General features: G+C 66.0%; 14 protein-coding genes. 6 read left to right on the forward strand and 8 right to left on the reverse strand.

The genetic code is table 11. From position 1 onward, the window contains the following. Nucleotides 1-95: 95 nt before the first annotated feature. Both ACXYMR_RS12075 and ACXYMR_RS12080 read right to left on the reverse strand, forming a co-directional pair. Nucleotides 96-2423, reverse strand: coding sequence for a sensor histidine kinase (locus tag ACXYMR_RS12075; RefSeq protein ID WP_458943124.1), 2328 nt, complete (start codon nt 2421-2423; stop codon nt 96-98). A 227-nt stretch (nt 2424-2650) separates the two neighbouring features. Beyond that, nucleotides 2651-3124: an NUDIX domain-containing protein gene (locus tag ACXYMR_RS12080; protein ID WP_458943125.1), complete on the reverse strand. Its 474-nt coding sequence runs from the start codon at nt 3122-3124 to the stop codon at nt 2651-2653. Between the two features lie 185 nt (nt 3125-3309). On the opposite strand from ACXYMR_RS12080, the gene ACXYMR_RS12085 reads away from it, so the two are divergent. Beyond that, entirely contained in the window at nt 3310-4299 is a 990-nt protein-coding gene (locus ACXYMR_RS12085; RefSeq protein WP_458943126.1) for a calcium/sodium antiporter, read from the forward strand. On the opposite strand, the gene ACXYMR_RS12090 is transcribed toward ACXYMR_RS12085, so the two are convergent. Next, complete coding sequence (locus ACXYMR_RS12090; protein ID WP_458943127.1) at nt 4278-5315, reverse strand: serine hydrolase domain-containing protein; 1038 nt, start codon at nt 5313-5315, stop codon at nt 4278-4280. The two genes, ACXYMR_RS12085 and ACXYMR_RS12090, sit on opposite strands and share 22 nt — an antisense overlap. 124 nt (nt 5316-5439) lie before the next feature. Here ACXYMR_RS12090 and ACXYMR_RS12095 point away from each other — a divergent pair, with 124 nt between their 5' ends. Then, complete coding sequence (locus ACXYMR_RS12095) at nt 5440-6648, forward strand: DUF418 domain-containing protein (protein ID WP_458943128.1); 1209 nt, start codon at nt 5440-5442, stop codon at nt 6646-6648. Nucleotides 6649-6663: 15 nt separating this feature from the next. Here the strand turns inward: ACXYMR_RS12095 and ACXYMR_RS12100 are convergent, their stop codons facing one another. Beyond that, entirely contained in the window at nt 6664-7065 is a 402-nt protein-coding gene (locus ACXYMR_RS12100; RefSeq protein ID WP_458943129.1) for a dihydroneopterin aldolase, read from the reverse strand. Continuing rightward, nucleotides 7062-7826: an SDR family oxidoreductase gene (locus ACXYMR_RS12105; RefSeq protein WP_458943130.1), complete on the reverse strand. Its 765-nt coding sequence runs from the start codon at nt 7824-7826 to the stop codon at nt 7062-7064. Before ACXYMR_RS12105 ends, ACXYMR_RS12100 begins: the two co-directional genes overlap by 4 nt. On the opposite strand from ACXYMR_RS12105, the gene uvrC reads away from it, so the two are divergent. The 4 genes from uvrC (at nt 7825) to ACXYMR_RS12125 (ending at nt 12427) form a co-directional block, all read left to right on the forward strand. After that, a complete protein-coding gene (gene uvrC, locus ACXYMR_RS12110; protein WP_458943131.1) occupies nt 7825-9717 on the forward strand; it encodes an excinuclease ABC subunit UvrC in 1893 nt (630 codons plus the stop codon). The two genes, ACXYMR_RS12105 and uvrC, sit on opposite strands and share 2 nt — an antisense overlap. A gap of 7 nt (nt 9718-9724) precedes the next feature. Then, nucleotides 9725-10330, forward strand: coding sequence for a CDP-alcohol phosphatidyltransferase family protein (locus ACXYMR_RS12115; protein ID WP_458943132.1), 606 nt, complete (start codon nt 9725-9727; stop codon nt 10328-10330). A gap of 68 nt (nt 10331-10398) precedes the next feature. Next, the gene (locus tag ACXYMR_RS12120; protein WP_458943133.1) at nt 10399-11100 is read left to right on the forward strand and encodes a response regulator; all 702 of its coding nucleotides are present in this window, start codon (nt 10399-10401) and stop codon (nt 11098-11100) included. Nucleotides 11101-11110: 10 nt separating this feature from the next. Beyond that, complete coding sequence (locus ACXYMR_RS12125) at nt 11111-12427, forward strand: ATP-binding protein (RefSeq protein ID WP_458943134.1); 1317 nt, start codon at nt 11111-11113, stop codon at nt 12425-12427. A 3-nt stretch (nt 12428-12430) separates the two neighbouring features. On the opposite strand, the gene proC is transcribed toward ACXYMR_RS12125, so the two are convergent. The 3 genes from proC to ACXYMR_RS12140 all read right to left on the reverse strand — a co-directional run bounded on the left by proC (nt 12431) and on the right by ACXYMR_RS12140 (nt 14188). Then, a complete protein-coding gene (gene proC / locus ACXYMR_RS12130; protein ID WP_458943135.1) occupies nt 12431-13273 on the reverse strand; it encodes a pyrroline-5-carboxylate reductase in 843 nt (280 codons plus the stop codon). A gap of 7 nt (nt 13274-13280) precedes the next feature. Next, nucleotides 13281-13784 carry a type III secretion system chaperone family protein gene (locus ACXYMR_RS12135; protein ID WP_458943136.1) on the reverse strand — a complete coding sequence of 168 codons (504 nt, stop codon included), beginning with the start codon at nt 13782-13784 and terminating at the stop codon, nt 13281-13283. A gap of 95 nt (nt 13785-13879) precedes the next feature. Beyond that, a complete protein-coding gene (locus tag ACXYMR_RS12140) occupies nt 13880-14188 on the reverse strand; it encodes an accessory factor UbiK family protein (protein ID WP_458943137.1) in 309 nt (102 codons plus the stop codon). Between the last annotated feature and the right edge of the window lie 87 nt (nt 14189-14275).

Below are 14275 nucleotides of genomic sequence, written 5' to 3' on the forward strand. Positions count from 1 at the left end.
AGCCGACAAGGAGAGCCAGAAAGCGGGGCTCCCGCATCGGCGGGCGCGGGATTCGCGTGGTCGGCTCTGGGTCTTCGCGCATCGCTCTCACCGAGTCAGGTCAGGCTGCCCTGGCGCACCGGCAGCAGCAGGGTGAAGACCGCGCCGGCATCGGGCTCGGCCCAGGCGGTCAGTTCGCCGGCATGGCGCTCGGCGATCTTGCGGCAGGTCGCCAGCCCCACGCCGGTGCCGTCAAACTCATCGCGACCATGCAGGCGTTCGAACATGCCGAAAATCCTCTCGGCATGGCGCGGTTCGAACCCGACACCATTGTCAGCCACCGCGATGCGCGCCATGGCACCATTCTCGCCGACCTCGACGCTGCCCTCGATGGAAATGGTGGGCTGGACGCCAGGCCTGCAGAACTTGAGGGCATTGGCCACCAGGTTCAGGAATAGCTGGTGCATCTGCCCGGGATCGGCCTCGATTGCCGGCAGCTCGCCGACCCGGACCTTGGCCTCGGATGCGGCAATGCGCGGTTCCAGGTCGGACAGGACGTCGGCCACAACGGAGCGCAAATCGACCGGCAGGAATGACGTGGTCTTGGAATTGACCCGGGAATAGCTCAGCAGGTCGTCGATCAGCCGCCGCATGCGCGTCGCCGCATCGACCATGCGCTCCAGGTAATGGCGCCCGTTATCGTCGAGCGCGTCATAGCACTTGTTGTTGAGCCGTTCGCCGAAAGCCTGGATCTTGCGCAAGGGTTCCTGCAGGTCGTGTGAGGCCGCATAGGCGAACTCCTGCAGTTCGGAGTTGGACCGCTTGAGCTCCTGCGCGTAACGCCGCAGCGCCAGTTCGTCGCGCTTGCGATTGGTAATGTCGCGGAAGGTGACCACCGCGCCTTCGTGCTTGTCCAGCGGATTGAGAGGCGAACTGGAGGCCTCGATCGGGATCGGCTGGCCGGACTTGGACCAGAACACGTCCCCGTCCACCGATTCGCCCGGCTCGCCGAAGCTGTGCAGGCGGCATTCCTCGCGTGGATAGATCGAGCCGTCTCGCCGCGAATGGTGCACGACCGCATGCATGTTGCGGCCGATCAGCTCGTGCTCCTCATAGCCCAGCATGTCGCAGGCGCGCGGATTGATGAACGTGATCGTGCCCTGGCCATCAATGCCGTAAATCCCCTCGGCGGCGGTAGACAGGATCTTGGACAAGCGCTTGTTCGCCGCATGGGTCGCCATCTCGCGCTGCTGGGTGATCGAGCGGTGGGCGCTGAACAGAACGGCCAGCAGAATGAAGGTGAAGGCCATGGCGACGGCGAACACCCGCAGCACCGCAACCGCCTGATTGGCCCCGGCCAGGGCTTCGGAGACCTCGATCTCGGAAATGATGCCGAGATTCCGGACATCGTCCCAGACCCAGGCTCCCATCACCAGGACGCCGCGCGCATCGCGATAGCCGTACAGATCATGGCCGGCCCCGTTCTCGACGACTTCACTGGCGGCCAGGGTCAGTGGCCACTCCGAATAGGGCCGTGACGGAATGCCGCCGGACGTGATGTCCACACCCGGATCCCGCACCCTGAGATTCAGCATGGAGCTCTGGTCACCCGCCAGCAATCCAGCCTCGACGAGTTCGTCCTGATACCGCGTCTCGGTCATCAAGAGCCCGGTCCTGTCGATGGCGTAGGTCTCACCGGTCCGGCCGGTCCGGCCAACGCTGAAGGTCGAGGAGAATTCTCCAAACGGGTCAATGCGGAAGGCCAGATAGGCAATCGTCTGGTCGCCCTGCCGGATCGGCCCGATCGCGTACATGACGGCTTCCTCATGCGCCAATCCGCTATCGCCCGGCGCTGTCACATCGGGAACATGCAGCAGGTGAGGATGCGTGATGATGGCCTCATCCAGCTGAACATCCTCGCTCGCCTCCAGATCCAGGATCGGCGAAGGCTTGGCCAGTTCGGTGTCCCGCATCGCCGCCAGGATGGTGCCATTGGGCGAGACGATCTGGAAACCGCGATAACCGTACTCGGTCAGCCAGGGGGACAGGGTCTCTCGCAGCAGCTGCTGCTCTTCCGCTGTTTCCAGCACGGAGCGCATCGGTGTCTGGGCCAGGGTCGCCGCGGCGTCGACGATGAGGGGCTCCTGGCTCCACACCCGGACGTCGCTCTTGCGGTCATCGGCCCAGGTTCCCAGGCGCTGCGTGGTATTGGTCAGGACCGACTGCAACGTGGCGAGATTGGTGGAGCGCGCGGAGGTCATCAGCGCCCGATCACCCGCCATCACGGCCAGCAACACGATGACAATGAAGACCACAGCCACGACGCCGGGCAAGACCTGCCCGATCAGGCCATCAGCCGCCGCAACCCGCTGCAGGGGCAAGTTATCGACCGAAGCGCCCCCGTCATTCAGGGGTTGATTATCACCGGTAGCACCGTCGTTCATATCGTCCGATCTCGGTCCCGTCTTCGCCCCATCCTAGGGCATAAAACCGTCTTGTCTCGGTTTCTCGCCATGTATGGGGCAAAACTTGGCCCGCTTGGGTCAACTCCCATTCAGCATGAGCCCGCTAATGTCCCCGGTGTGCACAACGCGGTGCGTCGGCTGCCCTGCCATTTCCCTCGCAAGGGGCAGGGTCGGCTGGCGCACCGCAATTGCCCGGCCGGGCGCCTTCACGACCACCAGGGGCTCACGCATTCATCCGAAAAACACTCGGCCAGCCGCAATCGCGTTGCCTCGGTTGCGCCCTCCGGCGGCTGCTGTGGGTCGAACCAACCGATTTCCGCAATCTCGCCGTCGCAATCCGGCTGGCAGGCCTGCCATTGGCTGACCCGGTAGACCATGACGTGGTCACCGCGAAAGCGCGTGCGGTTGGCAAACAGGCCCACGGCCTGCACCGGCCCTGTCGGGCGGACACCGGCCTCCTCCTGCAACTCCTTGTGCAGGGCCTCCAGCGCCGATTCGCCGCGCTCGACACCGCCGCCGGGCAGATGCCAGCCCGTCACATAGGTGTGCCGAACCAGTACCACTTGGCCGTCCGGATTGGTCACGATGCCACGAACGCCCAGCGTCATGCCGCGGGAAAGCCGCCACCAGGTCTGGATAACGGGCCGCCAGACAGGCTCGATCCGCGCCTTCCAGCTCATGCCGCAACGGCCGCTGGCCAGCACACGACTGGCGCGCTATGTACACGCCGTTGACCTGATTTTCTGAGGATATTTCTCATGTTCGCACTGATCGCCCTCGGCCTCGTCGCTATTCCTTTTGCTCTCCTCAATCTCATCGAATTCGGCCGCATCGACTAGTGCCAGCGGCATTGGTCTGAACCTTCATGGCTGCTCCGATCTATATCGGCCTGATTTTCGTCGGCACCGTCATTCTGCTGTTTGGCGGTGATCTGCTGGTGCGCGGCGGAGCCGGTCTGGCCAAGCGCTGGAACCTGCCCCCGCTTCTGGTCGGTCTGACCATCATCGCCTTCGGCACCTCGGCGCCGGAGCTGGTGGTCTCGGTACAGTCGGCTCTGTCCGGCGCGCCCGGGCTGGCGCTGGGCAATATCGTCGGATCGAACATTGCCAACTTCCTCCTGATCCTCGGCCTGCCGGCCGTGTTCGGGGCCATCGCGACGACCACGCCGGGCATTCGCCGCAATGCGATATTCGCACTGGCCGCGTCGGTCCTCCTGGTCATTTTCGGCTATGACCTGACGATCTCGACCCTCGAAAGCTGGATCCTGTTCGCGCTGATCATCGGCTATGTGAGCCTGCTGGGCATCCTGGCCCGGCGCGACAAGGTCGACCCGACCCTGGCCGAACTGACCGATCTGGAACACATGGAGGGCCTGCCCCAGCGGCTCTGGGTGACGGTGGCATCGGTGGTCATCGGCCTGATCGCCCTGCCGGTCGGCGCCCAGATGATCGTCGTCGGCGGTACCGCAGCGGCCCGCGCCCTGGATGTCGACGAATCGCTGATCGGCCTGACGGCCCTGGCGATCGGCACTTCGCTGCCCGAACTGGCCACGGTGATCATGGCTTCGGCGCGGCGCCAGGCCGACCTTGCTCTCGGCAATATTCTCGGCTCGAACATCTTCAACGTTTTCGCCGTCGGCGGCGCCACCGGCCTGGCAGCGTCGGCGATTGGTCGCGACCTGCCGGTCTCCGAGCATTTCATCGAGTTGGACTTCTGGGTCATGCTGGCCGCGTCCGTGGTCATCGCCGGCATCATCCTGGCCCGGCGCCCGATCACCCGCCTCCTCGGCCTCGGCCTGTTCGTCGCCTATTGCAGCTATATCGGCGTACTCGCCTACGGCGCCCTCGCCGGCTGAACTGCCGGGCCCAGCAGGGCCTCGAGAAAGCGACGATCCGACCACTCACCATCGAACTCGGCCTGACGTTCGGCCGCGCCACCGCGCGTCATGCGCACGATCACCACGTCCAGCTCGCGCACCAGGTAGAGGCGTTGGCCACCCGCGCCGCCGGCCATTTCTATGGCCGGAAAGTGGGCGGGCAGTTCATCCGCGTCACTCCAGTCCAGCGCCAAGGCCCGGTCCGGACGGATCAGCCACCAGCCCAGCCCGTACGCGGGATTGGCCGCACTGCCCTGGAACATCCGCGCATATCCTTCCGATCGGCGCGCAGCCTGCAGCACGTAATCGCCGAACAGCAGCCAGTCGACCGGAGTGATGGTCACCCCCTCCGACAGAACCGGCTGACCTTCAATTGAAACCCAGTCGGCAATCCTCACCCCGGCCGGCGCGAGCACGCGGCGGGCCAGGTAGTGGGCCGGCGTGGCGTCCAGCGCCCCCGCTTCCAGCTTGCGCCGCAGCACTTCCCCGAACACCGCGAAATGCCGCGGGTCATAGGAAAAGCGCGACCCCGGGGCGTGCACGAGCGGCGCCTCGACCGCGTCCTGATAGCCCCGCAACCGACGCGACCGGGTTGGTGCAAGGCCGCTGGTCTGGTGCAGCAGGTGGGCGATCGTCACCGCCGCGCGCGCGGGCTCGTTGCGCCACTCAACCAGCGTCGAGGCGACAGGCTCGTCAAGTGAGAGCAGGCCGTCCGCCTCGGCCACGACCGCCATCACGCCGGCAAAACTCTTCACCCCGCTGGCCACCGGCCAGGCCTGGTCGGCGCTGACATGGCTGGCGAACCATTCGCACACAGGCTGGCCACGCTGCACGACCAGCAGGGCCACACCGTCACCGCGCCGATGCACCGCCTCGGCGCGCTCGCAGTCCAGCCCGACGTCCGGCGCCTGCGCCGCCGCGAACGGGACACAAACCAAGCCGATAAAGCTCCAGAGGACCGCCACCACATATCCCGACCCGGTACCGATGCGCATGCCAATCCCCCTATCCGCGAACGGATTGCGCAACAAAATGAGCGGATCTGGGCTCACAGGCACGACAAATCCTTGTGAGGCCTCTAAGCTTTGCCTTCGGGGAAGCAAGCGGGGAGATTTCGGGATGCAACAGCCCAAGCAGGACCGTCTGGTCAGTCTGGATGCCGTACGCGGGGTGGCCGTGCTCGGCATCCTGATGATGAATGTCCAGGCCTTCGCCATGATCCCGCAGGCCTATGAACTGCCGACGGCACACATGGACCTGAGCGGAGCCAACCTCACCGTCTGGGCCATCGCCCACACCTTCTTCTCGATGAAGTTCATCACCATCTTCTCGGCCCTGTTCGGGGCCGGCATCGTGCTGATGGTCGGCGACGGGGATGCGCGCCTGCACTATCGGCGCATGCTGTGGCTGCTCCTGATCGGCCTGATCCACGCCTATGTGTTCTGGTATGGCGACATCCTCGTCTCCTACGCACTCATGGGCATGCTCGTGGTCATGGCGCGGCATTGGCGACCCCGCACCCTGCTCCTTGTGGGCCTCATCGCCACCGCCATTGTCGGCTTGCTCATGGCCGGCATCTACTTGGCCCTGCAATACGTGCCCGGTGGCGTCGATCCGGTGGAGATGGGCTTCGCCCTGAGCGAGGAAGACCGCGCCGAACTGGTGGCCACCTACCAGAGCGGCTTCATCGCCCACCTGGCCCCCAATGCCCTGACCGCCCTGTTTGGCCAGCTCGCCGGCATCATCGTGTTCGGCGGTCGCATCATCGGCGTGATGATGATCGGCATGGCGCTGTTCAAGTGGGGTTTCTTCTCGGCCCGCTGGAGCAGTGTCCAGTACGCCGTCACCGCCGCGATCAGCTTGGTTCTCGGCCTCGGCCTGGCCCATTGGGCGACCGATCACCTGATCACGACCCAATGGTCGCTCGCCACTGCCTGGCCCGCCGTGGCTGCCAACTATGTGGGCAGCCTCCTGGCCGCCCTCGGCTATGCCGCCGTGATTGTCCTCATGGCCCGGATCAAGCTGTTCAGCATGATCATCCATGTCTTCGCGGCGACCGGGCGCATGGCCTTCACCAATTATCTCAGCCAGACCCTGATCATGATCTTCATCTTCGTCGGCGCGCCGGGCCTCGGCCTGTACGGCACCGTCGAACGCGTCGACCAGGCCAAGCTGGTCCTGCTGGTCTGGGCGCTGCAGCTGGTCTGGTCACCGCTCTGGCTCAGCGTGTTCCGCTATGGCCCCCTGGAATGGCTGTGGCGTTCATTGACCTATGGCCGCCTGCAGCCGATCCGGCGCGGACCTCCCCAGCCGGTGCCGGGCGCCTGATCCGCGCGGACCCGGTCAGGCCTTGCGGCGAAAGCGCGTGAGGCCGACCGCGTCGGCGTCGGGATAAGCCTGCACCTTGCGCGTGGTGACCTGGGCGGCGGTGACCACGTCCGGGCTCAGCGCCAGGTCGAGAATGGTGCCGCACAGGGTTTCCTGCAGGTCGAACTGGCGCTCCTCGAGAGCCTTGATGCCATTGAGGATGTAGTCGTAGTCGACAACGGTCGAGATATCGTCCGAGCCGCACCAGTCCTTGGACACGAGGGTGACGACGTCGACCAGCACGCGCTGCTTGACGCCGCGCTCGTGGGCGTGGATGCCGATCTCGACGTCCAGCTTCACGCCCTCCAGGCGGTAGATGAAAACGTCCTCGCCCGATGCAGAGGCCAATGCATTCTCGATCAGCTGGTCCAGTCTCATTGGCCATCCTCCGGTACGCCAGCGGCGTACATAACGTCACCATTGCGGGCATCAAGGTGCTGCCCGCCATCCACGGTGATCGTCTCGCCCGTCATCGAAGGCGTCGCAAGGATGAAGCGCAGGGTACGCAGAACGTCCTCGGGCGTAGAGCCGCCCTGCAGCGGATTCAGCCTGTGGGCACGCTCGAACTCCTCGCGGCTCTGACCGCCCGATGGCAGGGTGATCCCCGGCGCAATTGCATTGACCCGGACGCGCGGCGCAAACGCCATCGCCATGGTCGTGGTCGCGCCCAGCAGGGCATATTTCGCCAGCGTGTAGGAGAAGAAGTCCGGGTTCAGGTTGAACAGCTTCTGGTCCAGCATGTTGACGATGCAGCCGGAGCGCGGCTCGTTGTGCGCCTCGGCCATCGCCGAAGCCAGCAGCACCGGTGCCACCAGATTGATGCGCATGGCCCGCTCGAGATCGGCCGCCTGCACGGTCTCCGGCCGGTCCATCTCGAAGATCGACGCGGAATTGATCAGCGCATCGATGCGCCCGATCCCGGCCATGAAACCGCGCACGCCGGCCGTGTCGTCGAGGTCGAACCGGGCCGTGTCGGCCTGCCCGCCGACCGCCCGGATCTGCCCTGCCACCGTTTCGGCAGCATCACCGGAAGTATTGTAGTGAATGATGACGTGCCAGCCATCTTCCCCCAGCCCTTCAGCGATTTTGGCACCCAGCCGCTTGCCGCCGCCGGTGACCAGGGCGATCTTGTGAGTCATGACGTCCTCGAATTCCCAGTCCGGGCCTCTTGATGCCCAATCGAACGACGCCGCGCAATCGCTCAGCGGACCGCGCCGCATTGCGGAATATGTGCGTCACCTGCCGACCCGGCCAGGGGTCTACCGCATGCTGGGCGCCGACGGGACGGTGCTGTATGTCGGCAAGGCGCGCAATCTGAAGAACCGGGTGAGCAATTACGCCAGCGGTCGCGGCCATTCCAATCGCATCGCCCTGATGATCTCGCTGACCCATTCGATGGAATTCGTGGTCACCCAGACGGAAACCGAGGCGCTGCTGCTCGAGGCCAACCTGATCAAGCGCCTGAAGCCCCGCTTCAACATCCTGCTGCGCGACGACAAGAGCTTTCCCTACATCCTCATCCGCACCGACCACGCGGCGCCGCAGCTGACCAAGCATCGCGGCGCCCGCAAGCCGAAGGGCGAATATTTCGGCCCCTTCGCCTCGGTCGGCGCGGTCAACCAGACCCTCAACACGCTGCAGAAAGCCTTCCTCATCCGCACCTGCACGGACAGCGTCTACGAGGGCCGCTCGCGCCCCTGCATGCTGTACCAGATCAAGCGCTGCGCCGGTCCCTGCGTCGACCTGGTGACGCCGGAGGCCTATGGCGAGCTCGTGTCCGAGGCGACGGCCTTCCTGCGCGGCCGCTCGAATGCCCTGCGCGAGGAACTGCAGGCGCGCATGCAGGAAGCCTCCGAAGCCATGGATTTCGAGACCGCCGCCCGCTTGCGCGACCGCATCCGGGCCATCGCCGCCGTGACCACCGACCAGAGCATCAACCCCGCCGGTATCGAGGAGGCGGACGTCATCGCGGTCGCCCAGGCCGGCGGCAAGTCGTGTGTCCAGGTCTTCTTCTTCCGGGCCGGGCAGAACTGGGGCAACCAGTCCTTCTTCCCGCGTCATGAGCAAGACGCCGGACCCGACGAGGTGCTGGCCGCCTTCCTGGCCCAGTTCTACGATGACAAGCCGGCCCCGGGCCTCATCCTTCTGTCACACGATGTCGAGGATGCCGAGCTGCTGGGCGAGGCCCTGAGCTTGCGCGCCGAGCGCAAGGTCACGCTGCTGGCGCCCCAGCGCGGCGAGAAGCGCAAGCTGGTCCAGCGCACCGCCACCAACGCGAAGGAAGCCCTCGCCCGGCGCCTCTCGGAAAGCGCGACCCAGACCCACCTCCTCGCCGGCGTGCAGCGCATATTCGGCCTCGACGAGCCGCCCCAGCGCATCGAGGTCTACGACAACTCCCACATCCAGGGCACCAATGCCCTGGGCGCCATGATCGTGGCCGGCCCGGAAGGCTTCCAGAAGAACCAGTACCGGCGCTTCAACATGAAGGGCGATGATGCCGGCACCAATGACGACTTCGCCATGATGGCCGCGATGATGCGGCGCCGCTTCTCGCGCATGATCAAGGAGCGCGACAGCGGCGCCCCGGTTCCCGACCTGGTGCTGATCGATGGCGGCAAGGGCCAGCTGTCCAGCGTCATGGCGGTGATGGAGGAGCTGGGCCTGACCGATATCCCCGTCGCCGCCATCGCCAAGGGGCCCGAACGGGATGCCGGCCGCGAAGCCTTCTACCTGCCCGGCAAGCCGCCTTTCAAACTGCCGATGAAGGACCCGGTGCTCTACTACCTGCAGCGCCTGCGCGACGAGGCCCACCGGTTCGCCATTGGCGGCCACCGGGCCAAGCGCAAGAAACAGATGAGCGACAACCCGCTCGACGATATTCCCGGCATCGGCCCGAGCCGCAAGAAGGCCCTGCTCAGCCATTTCGGCTCGGCCAAGGCGGTGCGAAATGCAGCCCTCGCCGACCTGGAAGCGGTTGACGGCGTGTCCGGGGCCATGGCCAAACGCATCCACGACTGGTTCCAGACATAGGCCGGACATGCTCAAGCACATTCCCAACACCCTGACCGTCCTGCGGCTGGTGCTCGCGGTGACCGGCGCGCTGGCCCTGTGGGTCTCCTATGACTGGTCGATCTCGCGCGAGGTCCCGGCCTGGCTCGGAGGGCCGGAATCCGCCGTGCGCAGTCTCGGCGTGTTCGCGATCGCGGCCTTCCTGATCGCCGCCGTGACCGATTACCTCGATGGCTGGCTGGCCCGGCGCTGGAAGGTCGAATCGGCGCTCGGCGCCTTTCTCGACCCGATCGGCGACAAGCTGCTCGTGGATGCCTACCTGATTGTCTACACGCTGATCCTCGAGGTTCCGGTCGAACTGGCCGTACCGGTGGCGGCCCTGGTCGCGCGCGATCTCTTCCTGACCTTTCGCCGGCTGCCCGGGCCGGCTGATGACGAGGCGGTCAAGATCCCGGTCTCGTCAACCGCCAAGCTCAAGACGGCGCTCGCCATGGTGGTCGCTGCCCTGCCGCTGCTGGCTGTCCCGGCCGGGCTGGCATCATCGGAATGGCTGCTGGCCCTGTGGATCGGCGGTGTCTGGCTGACGGCAGCCCTGAGCCTGGCCACCGCCCTCGAATATTTCCGGCGCCGCTGACCCGGCGCTGCACGCTTGAGCTGGATCACGGGGCAGGCCATGCTTGGGCCCGGTCGGCAGGAGGTTCCATGGCGGAGCTGGCGAATGAAGACGCGCACATCCTTGTCGTCGATGACGACGACCGGATCCGCAATCTGCTCAAGCGCTACCTGCAGGAGCGCGGCTTTCGTGTTTCCACGGCGCCCAATGCCGCCAAGGCGTTGTCCACGCTCAACTCTCTCGCCTTCGACCTGCTCGTCCTCGACGTCATGATGCCGGGCATGAACGGGTTCGAACTGACCGAAGCCGTGCGCGCCGAGGGCGACACGCCAATCCTGCTCCTGACCGCCCGCGGCGATGCCGAGGACCGCATTCGCGGCCTCAGCCTCGGGGCCGACGATTACCTCGCCAAGCCGTTCGAGCCGGAGGAGCTGGTCCTGCGCATCACCGCCATCCTGCGCCGGGCTCGCCCGGCGGCGCCTGCCATCTCGCGCGTCCAGTTTGGTGACTGGGTCTTCGACATCGAACGCGAAATGCTCACCCGGGACGGCCAGCAGGTGCGACTGACCGGCGGCGAAGGCGCCCTGCTCGCGGCACTGGCCGCCTCGCCCGGCCAGACCGTCTCGCGTCTCAGCCTGTCGGAACGCACCGGCGGCGGCGAGCGTGCGGTGGATGTTCAGGTCACCCGCCTGCGACGCAAGATCGAGACAGACCCGAAGGAGCCGCTGCACCTGCAGACCGTGCGCGGCGAAGGCTATCGTCTCGCCGCCGATCCGCTGGCCGACGAGTAGCGGGGCGATCATGGCCGTGTTCCGCCGCTTCCTCCCCAAGGGCCTGTTTGCCCGCACCCTGCTGATCATCGTGCTGCCGGTGGCCCTGATGCAGGTGGCCGTGGCCTGGTCCTTCTTCGAGGAACACTGGGAGACCGTGACCAGTCGCCTGTCCGAGGGCGTGGCCGGCGATATCGCCATGATGACGGCGCTCTACGAACAGGAAGGCAGCCCGACCCCGACATTCCGGCGCCAGGCGGAGATGGCTTATGAGACGATGCGCCTGTCGGTCGATTTCCGGCCCGGCGAGAGCCTGCCGACGACCCGTCGCTCGTCCTTCTTCCGCACGCTCGACCGCACCCTGAGGCGGGCCCTGTCCGACCAGCTCGACCAGGATTTCTGGTTCGATACCACGCGCTATCCCAGCTATGTCGATGTGCGGGTCGAGGTCGATGGCGGCGTGTTGCGTTACATCGCCCTGCGCGAACGCGTGTTCGCCACCACCGGGCATATCTTCCTGCTCTGGATCATCGGCGCCTCGACGCTGCTGACCGCCGTCTCGGTCGTGTTCATCCGCAACCAGGTCAAACCCATTCGCCGCCTCGCCGCCGCCGCCGAACAGTTCGGGCGTGGCCAGGACGTAGCCCATTTCCGCCCGTCCGGCGCCACCGAGGTCCGCCAGGCCGCCCACGCCTTCCTTGAGATGCGTGCCCGCATACGACGCCACCTGGAACAGCGCACCGCGCTGCTCGCCGGCGTCAGCCACGACCTGCGCACGCCGCTCACCCGCCTGAAACTGCAACTGGCCCTGATGCCGCCGAGCGCCGAGCGCGACGATGCACGCCGCGATCTCGACGAGATGCAGATGATGCTGGAGGAATATCTCGACTTTGCCCGCGACGAGGCCAGCGAGGACACCGAGCGCCTGGATCTGGTCGGCCTGGCCCGGGAGATGGTCGAGGATGCCTCGCGGCACGGCGACGCCGTCCGGCTGAAGGCCGACGGTCCCCTCGATGCCGAAGTACGCCCCAGCGCGGTGCGCCGGGCGCTGAGCAATCTTGTCGCCAATGCCATGAGCTTTGCCGACCATGTGGAAGTATCGGTCGTCCGGGCCGGCCCGCGCATCGAGTTGCGGGTCGACGATGACGGTCCGGGGATTGACGAGGCAGATTTCGAGGAGGCCCTCAAACCGTTCAGCCGCCTTGACGAGAGCCGCAACCAGAACCGGCAGGGCGTCGGCCTCGGGCTCGCCATCGCCCGCGACGTGGCGCGCAATCATGGCGGTGAATTACGGCTGGCGCGCAGCCCGCTGGGTGGCCTTCAGGCCACCCTCAGCTTGCCGGGCTAGGCTTTAGCGGCCCCGCTTGTCGGCACCGATCTGGCGCGAGCGGCGCTCGGCTGCGGCCACGGCCTGGCGGATCAGTTCCGGCAAACCGCCGCCACCTCCCATCAGGATGTCCACGGCGGCCTGGGTCGTGCCGTTCGGCGAGGTCACCGCACGGCGCAATTCCTGCGGCGTCTTGTCCGACTGGGCCAGCAGCGCCCCCGCACCGATGATGGTGTCGCGCGCGAGTTTCTCGGCCAGGTCCCTCGGCAGGCCTTCGGCGAATCCGGCACCCGCCAGAGCCTCCGCAAGCAGGAAGACATAGGCCGGCCCGGAGCCGGACACCGCCGTCACCGCACCGATCAGGCGCTCGTCACGCACCCATTCCACGCTGCCGCTGCCCTTGAGCAGGCGGTTGGTGAGCTTGTCCAGCTCTTCGCCGGCGGGATTGGCGACGCAGACGCTGACGCCGGCTCCCACGCCTGCGGCAATGTTCGGCATGGCCCGTACCATCGGCCGGTCGCCGAAGGCCAGGGCCAGACGGCTGAGCGTCACTCCGGCCATGACCGACAGGATCCCGGCCTTGGCCGGCAGCAGGGGTGCCAGGCTTTCCGCCAGGTTCTCGAACACCGCCGGCTTGGCCGCCAGCACCAGCATGTCGACCCCGTCGAGGTCTCCCGCTCCGGCTTCCGGCAGGCAGGTCAGGCCATGCGCCTCGATCAATTCCTGGGCGAGCTCGCCGGGCGCCGGGTCAATCAGGACAAGATTGTCCGCCTTGATCCCGCCACGCTTGGCACTGAGCCAGCCCTTGGCCAGGGCGCCGCCCATATTGCCGGCACCGACTAGTGCGATTTTGAGGGCTTTGGTCATGTTGGGGTCAGGCCTCACCCGCGGTTTCGAACATGGCCGCCGTGGCAGCCTCTTCCACAGTCTTGCCTCCCCAGACGAGAAAATGGAAGGCCGGGTAGAAACGTTCCCCGGCTTCGCGTGCCGCGGCGATCATCGCGGCAGCCTGGCCCGGCGAAACCGCCTCGCCGCCCGGCAACGACACCGCGTGCCGGTAAACGATCGAGCCGTCGTCGGCCCAGACGTCGAAATGCCCGATCCACAGCTTTTCATTGAGCCGGGTTACCAGCTCACAGACTTCGCGGAAGCGATTGTTGGGAACTTTCAGATCAAGGCTGCCGCAGACATGCAGCACATCCAGGTCGGGACGCCAGGAAAACCAGATCTGGTGGTCGCGCCAGGCGCCCGGCGTGCTCAGGTGCAGCTCGCCGCCATCCTCTCGCTCATAGGGATATTGTTCGGCAATGACCGCCTGCTCGACCGAGTCGAGCGGATCGTGCACTGACGGGGAAAACTCGTCCGGCAGCAGGTCCATGAAAATCTCCTTGGTCTGCCCGGGCGACCGCCATCCGTTCACGACGGAGGCGACAGGGCCCGGCAGGCGCAATTCAGGGCGCGATGTCGCGCGTGTCAGGTATCGGATTTGGCCGACTTCGCCTTGCTGGCGGTCTTGGCGGTCCGGGTGGTTTTCTTCGGCTTCGACGCCGCTTCCAGTTCGGCGATGCGGGCTTTCAGGGCTTCGATCTCGCTCAACGTGTCGTCGAGGGCCGACTTGACCGCGTCATGTTCCTCGCGGGTCACCAGATCCATGTCGGCGACGAACCGGTCAGCCTTGGCCCGGAACGCCGAGCGCGCCTCTTCGCCCATAGCCTGCGCTGCACCGAAGGCATCGGTCATCAGATCAGCTAAATCGTTCAGAAGCGGGTTGCGCGTTTGCATCAAAGAAAGCCATTACAGAGTTCAACGTCGACCTATATGCGGTCCAAGGCGCAAAAGCGCAACGGGCCAGAACGTCAAAACACACCG

This window comes from Maricaulis sp. CAU 1757 (genome assembly GCF_054482675.1).

Bases quoted from the DNA above. Each gene is read 5' to 3' on its own strand.
- proC (WP_458943135.1), bottom strand. From the start codon at position 13,273: ATGACCAAAGCCCTCAAAATCGCACTAGTCGGTGCCGGCAATATGGGC.
- ACXYMR_RS12135 (WP_458943136.1), bottom strand. From the start codon at position 13,784: ATGGACCTGCTGCCGGACGAGTTTTCCCCGTCAGTGCACGATCCGCTC.
- ACXYMR_RS12105 (WP_458943130.1), bottom strand. From the start codon at position 7,826: ATGACTCACAAGATCGCCCTGGTCACCGGCGGCGGCAAGCGGCTGGGT.
- ACXYMR_RS12115 (WP_458943132.1), top strand. From the start codon at position 9,725: ATGCTCAAGCACATTCCCAACACCCTGACCGTCCTGCGGCTGGTGCTC.
- ACXYMR_RS12085 (WP_458943126.1), top strand. From the start codon at position 3,310: ATGGCTGCTCCGATCTATATCGGCCTGATTTTCGTCGGCACCGTCATT.
- ACXYMR_RS12120 (WP_458943133.1), top strand. From the start codon at position 10,399: ATGGCGGAGCTGGCGAATGAAGACGCGCACATCCTTGTCGTCGATGAC.
- ACXYMR_RS12095 (WP_458943128.1), top strand. From the start codon at position 5,440: ATGCAACAGCCCAAGCAGGACCGTCTGGTCAGTCTGGATGCCGTACGC.
- ACXYMR_RS12125 (WP_458943134.1), top strand. From the start codon at position 11,111: ATGGCCGTGTTCCGCCGCTTCCTCCCCAAGGGCCTGTTTGCCCGCACC.
- ACXYMR_RS12090 (WP_458943127.1), bottom strand. From the start codon at position 5,315: ATGCGCATCGGTACCGGGTCGGGATATGTGGTGGCGGTCCTCTGGAGC.
- ACXYMR_RS12080 (WP_458943125.1), bottom strand. From the start codon at position 3,124: ATGAGCTGGAAGGCGCGGATCGAGCCTGTCTGGCGGCCCGTTATCCAG.
- ACXYMR_RS12140 (WP_458943137.1), bottom strand. From the start codon at position 14,188: ATGCAAACGCGCAACCCGCTTCTGAACGATTTAGCTGATCTGATGACC.
- ACXYMR_RS12100 (WP_458943129.1), bottom strand. From the start codon at position 7,065: ATGAGACTGGACCAGCTGATCGAGAATGCATTGGCCTCTGCATCGGGC.
- uvrC (WP_458943131.1), top strand. From the start codon at position 7,825: ATGACGTCCTCGAATTCCCAGTCCGGGCCTCTTGATGCCCAATCGAAC.
- ACXYMR_RS12075 (WP_458943124.1), bottom strand. From the start codon at position 2,423: ATGAACGACGGTGCTACCGGTGATAATCAACCCCTGAATGACGGGGGC.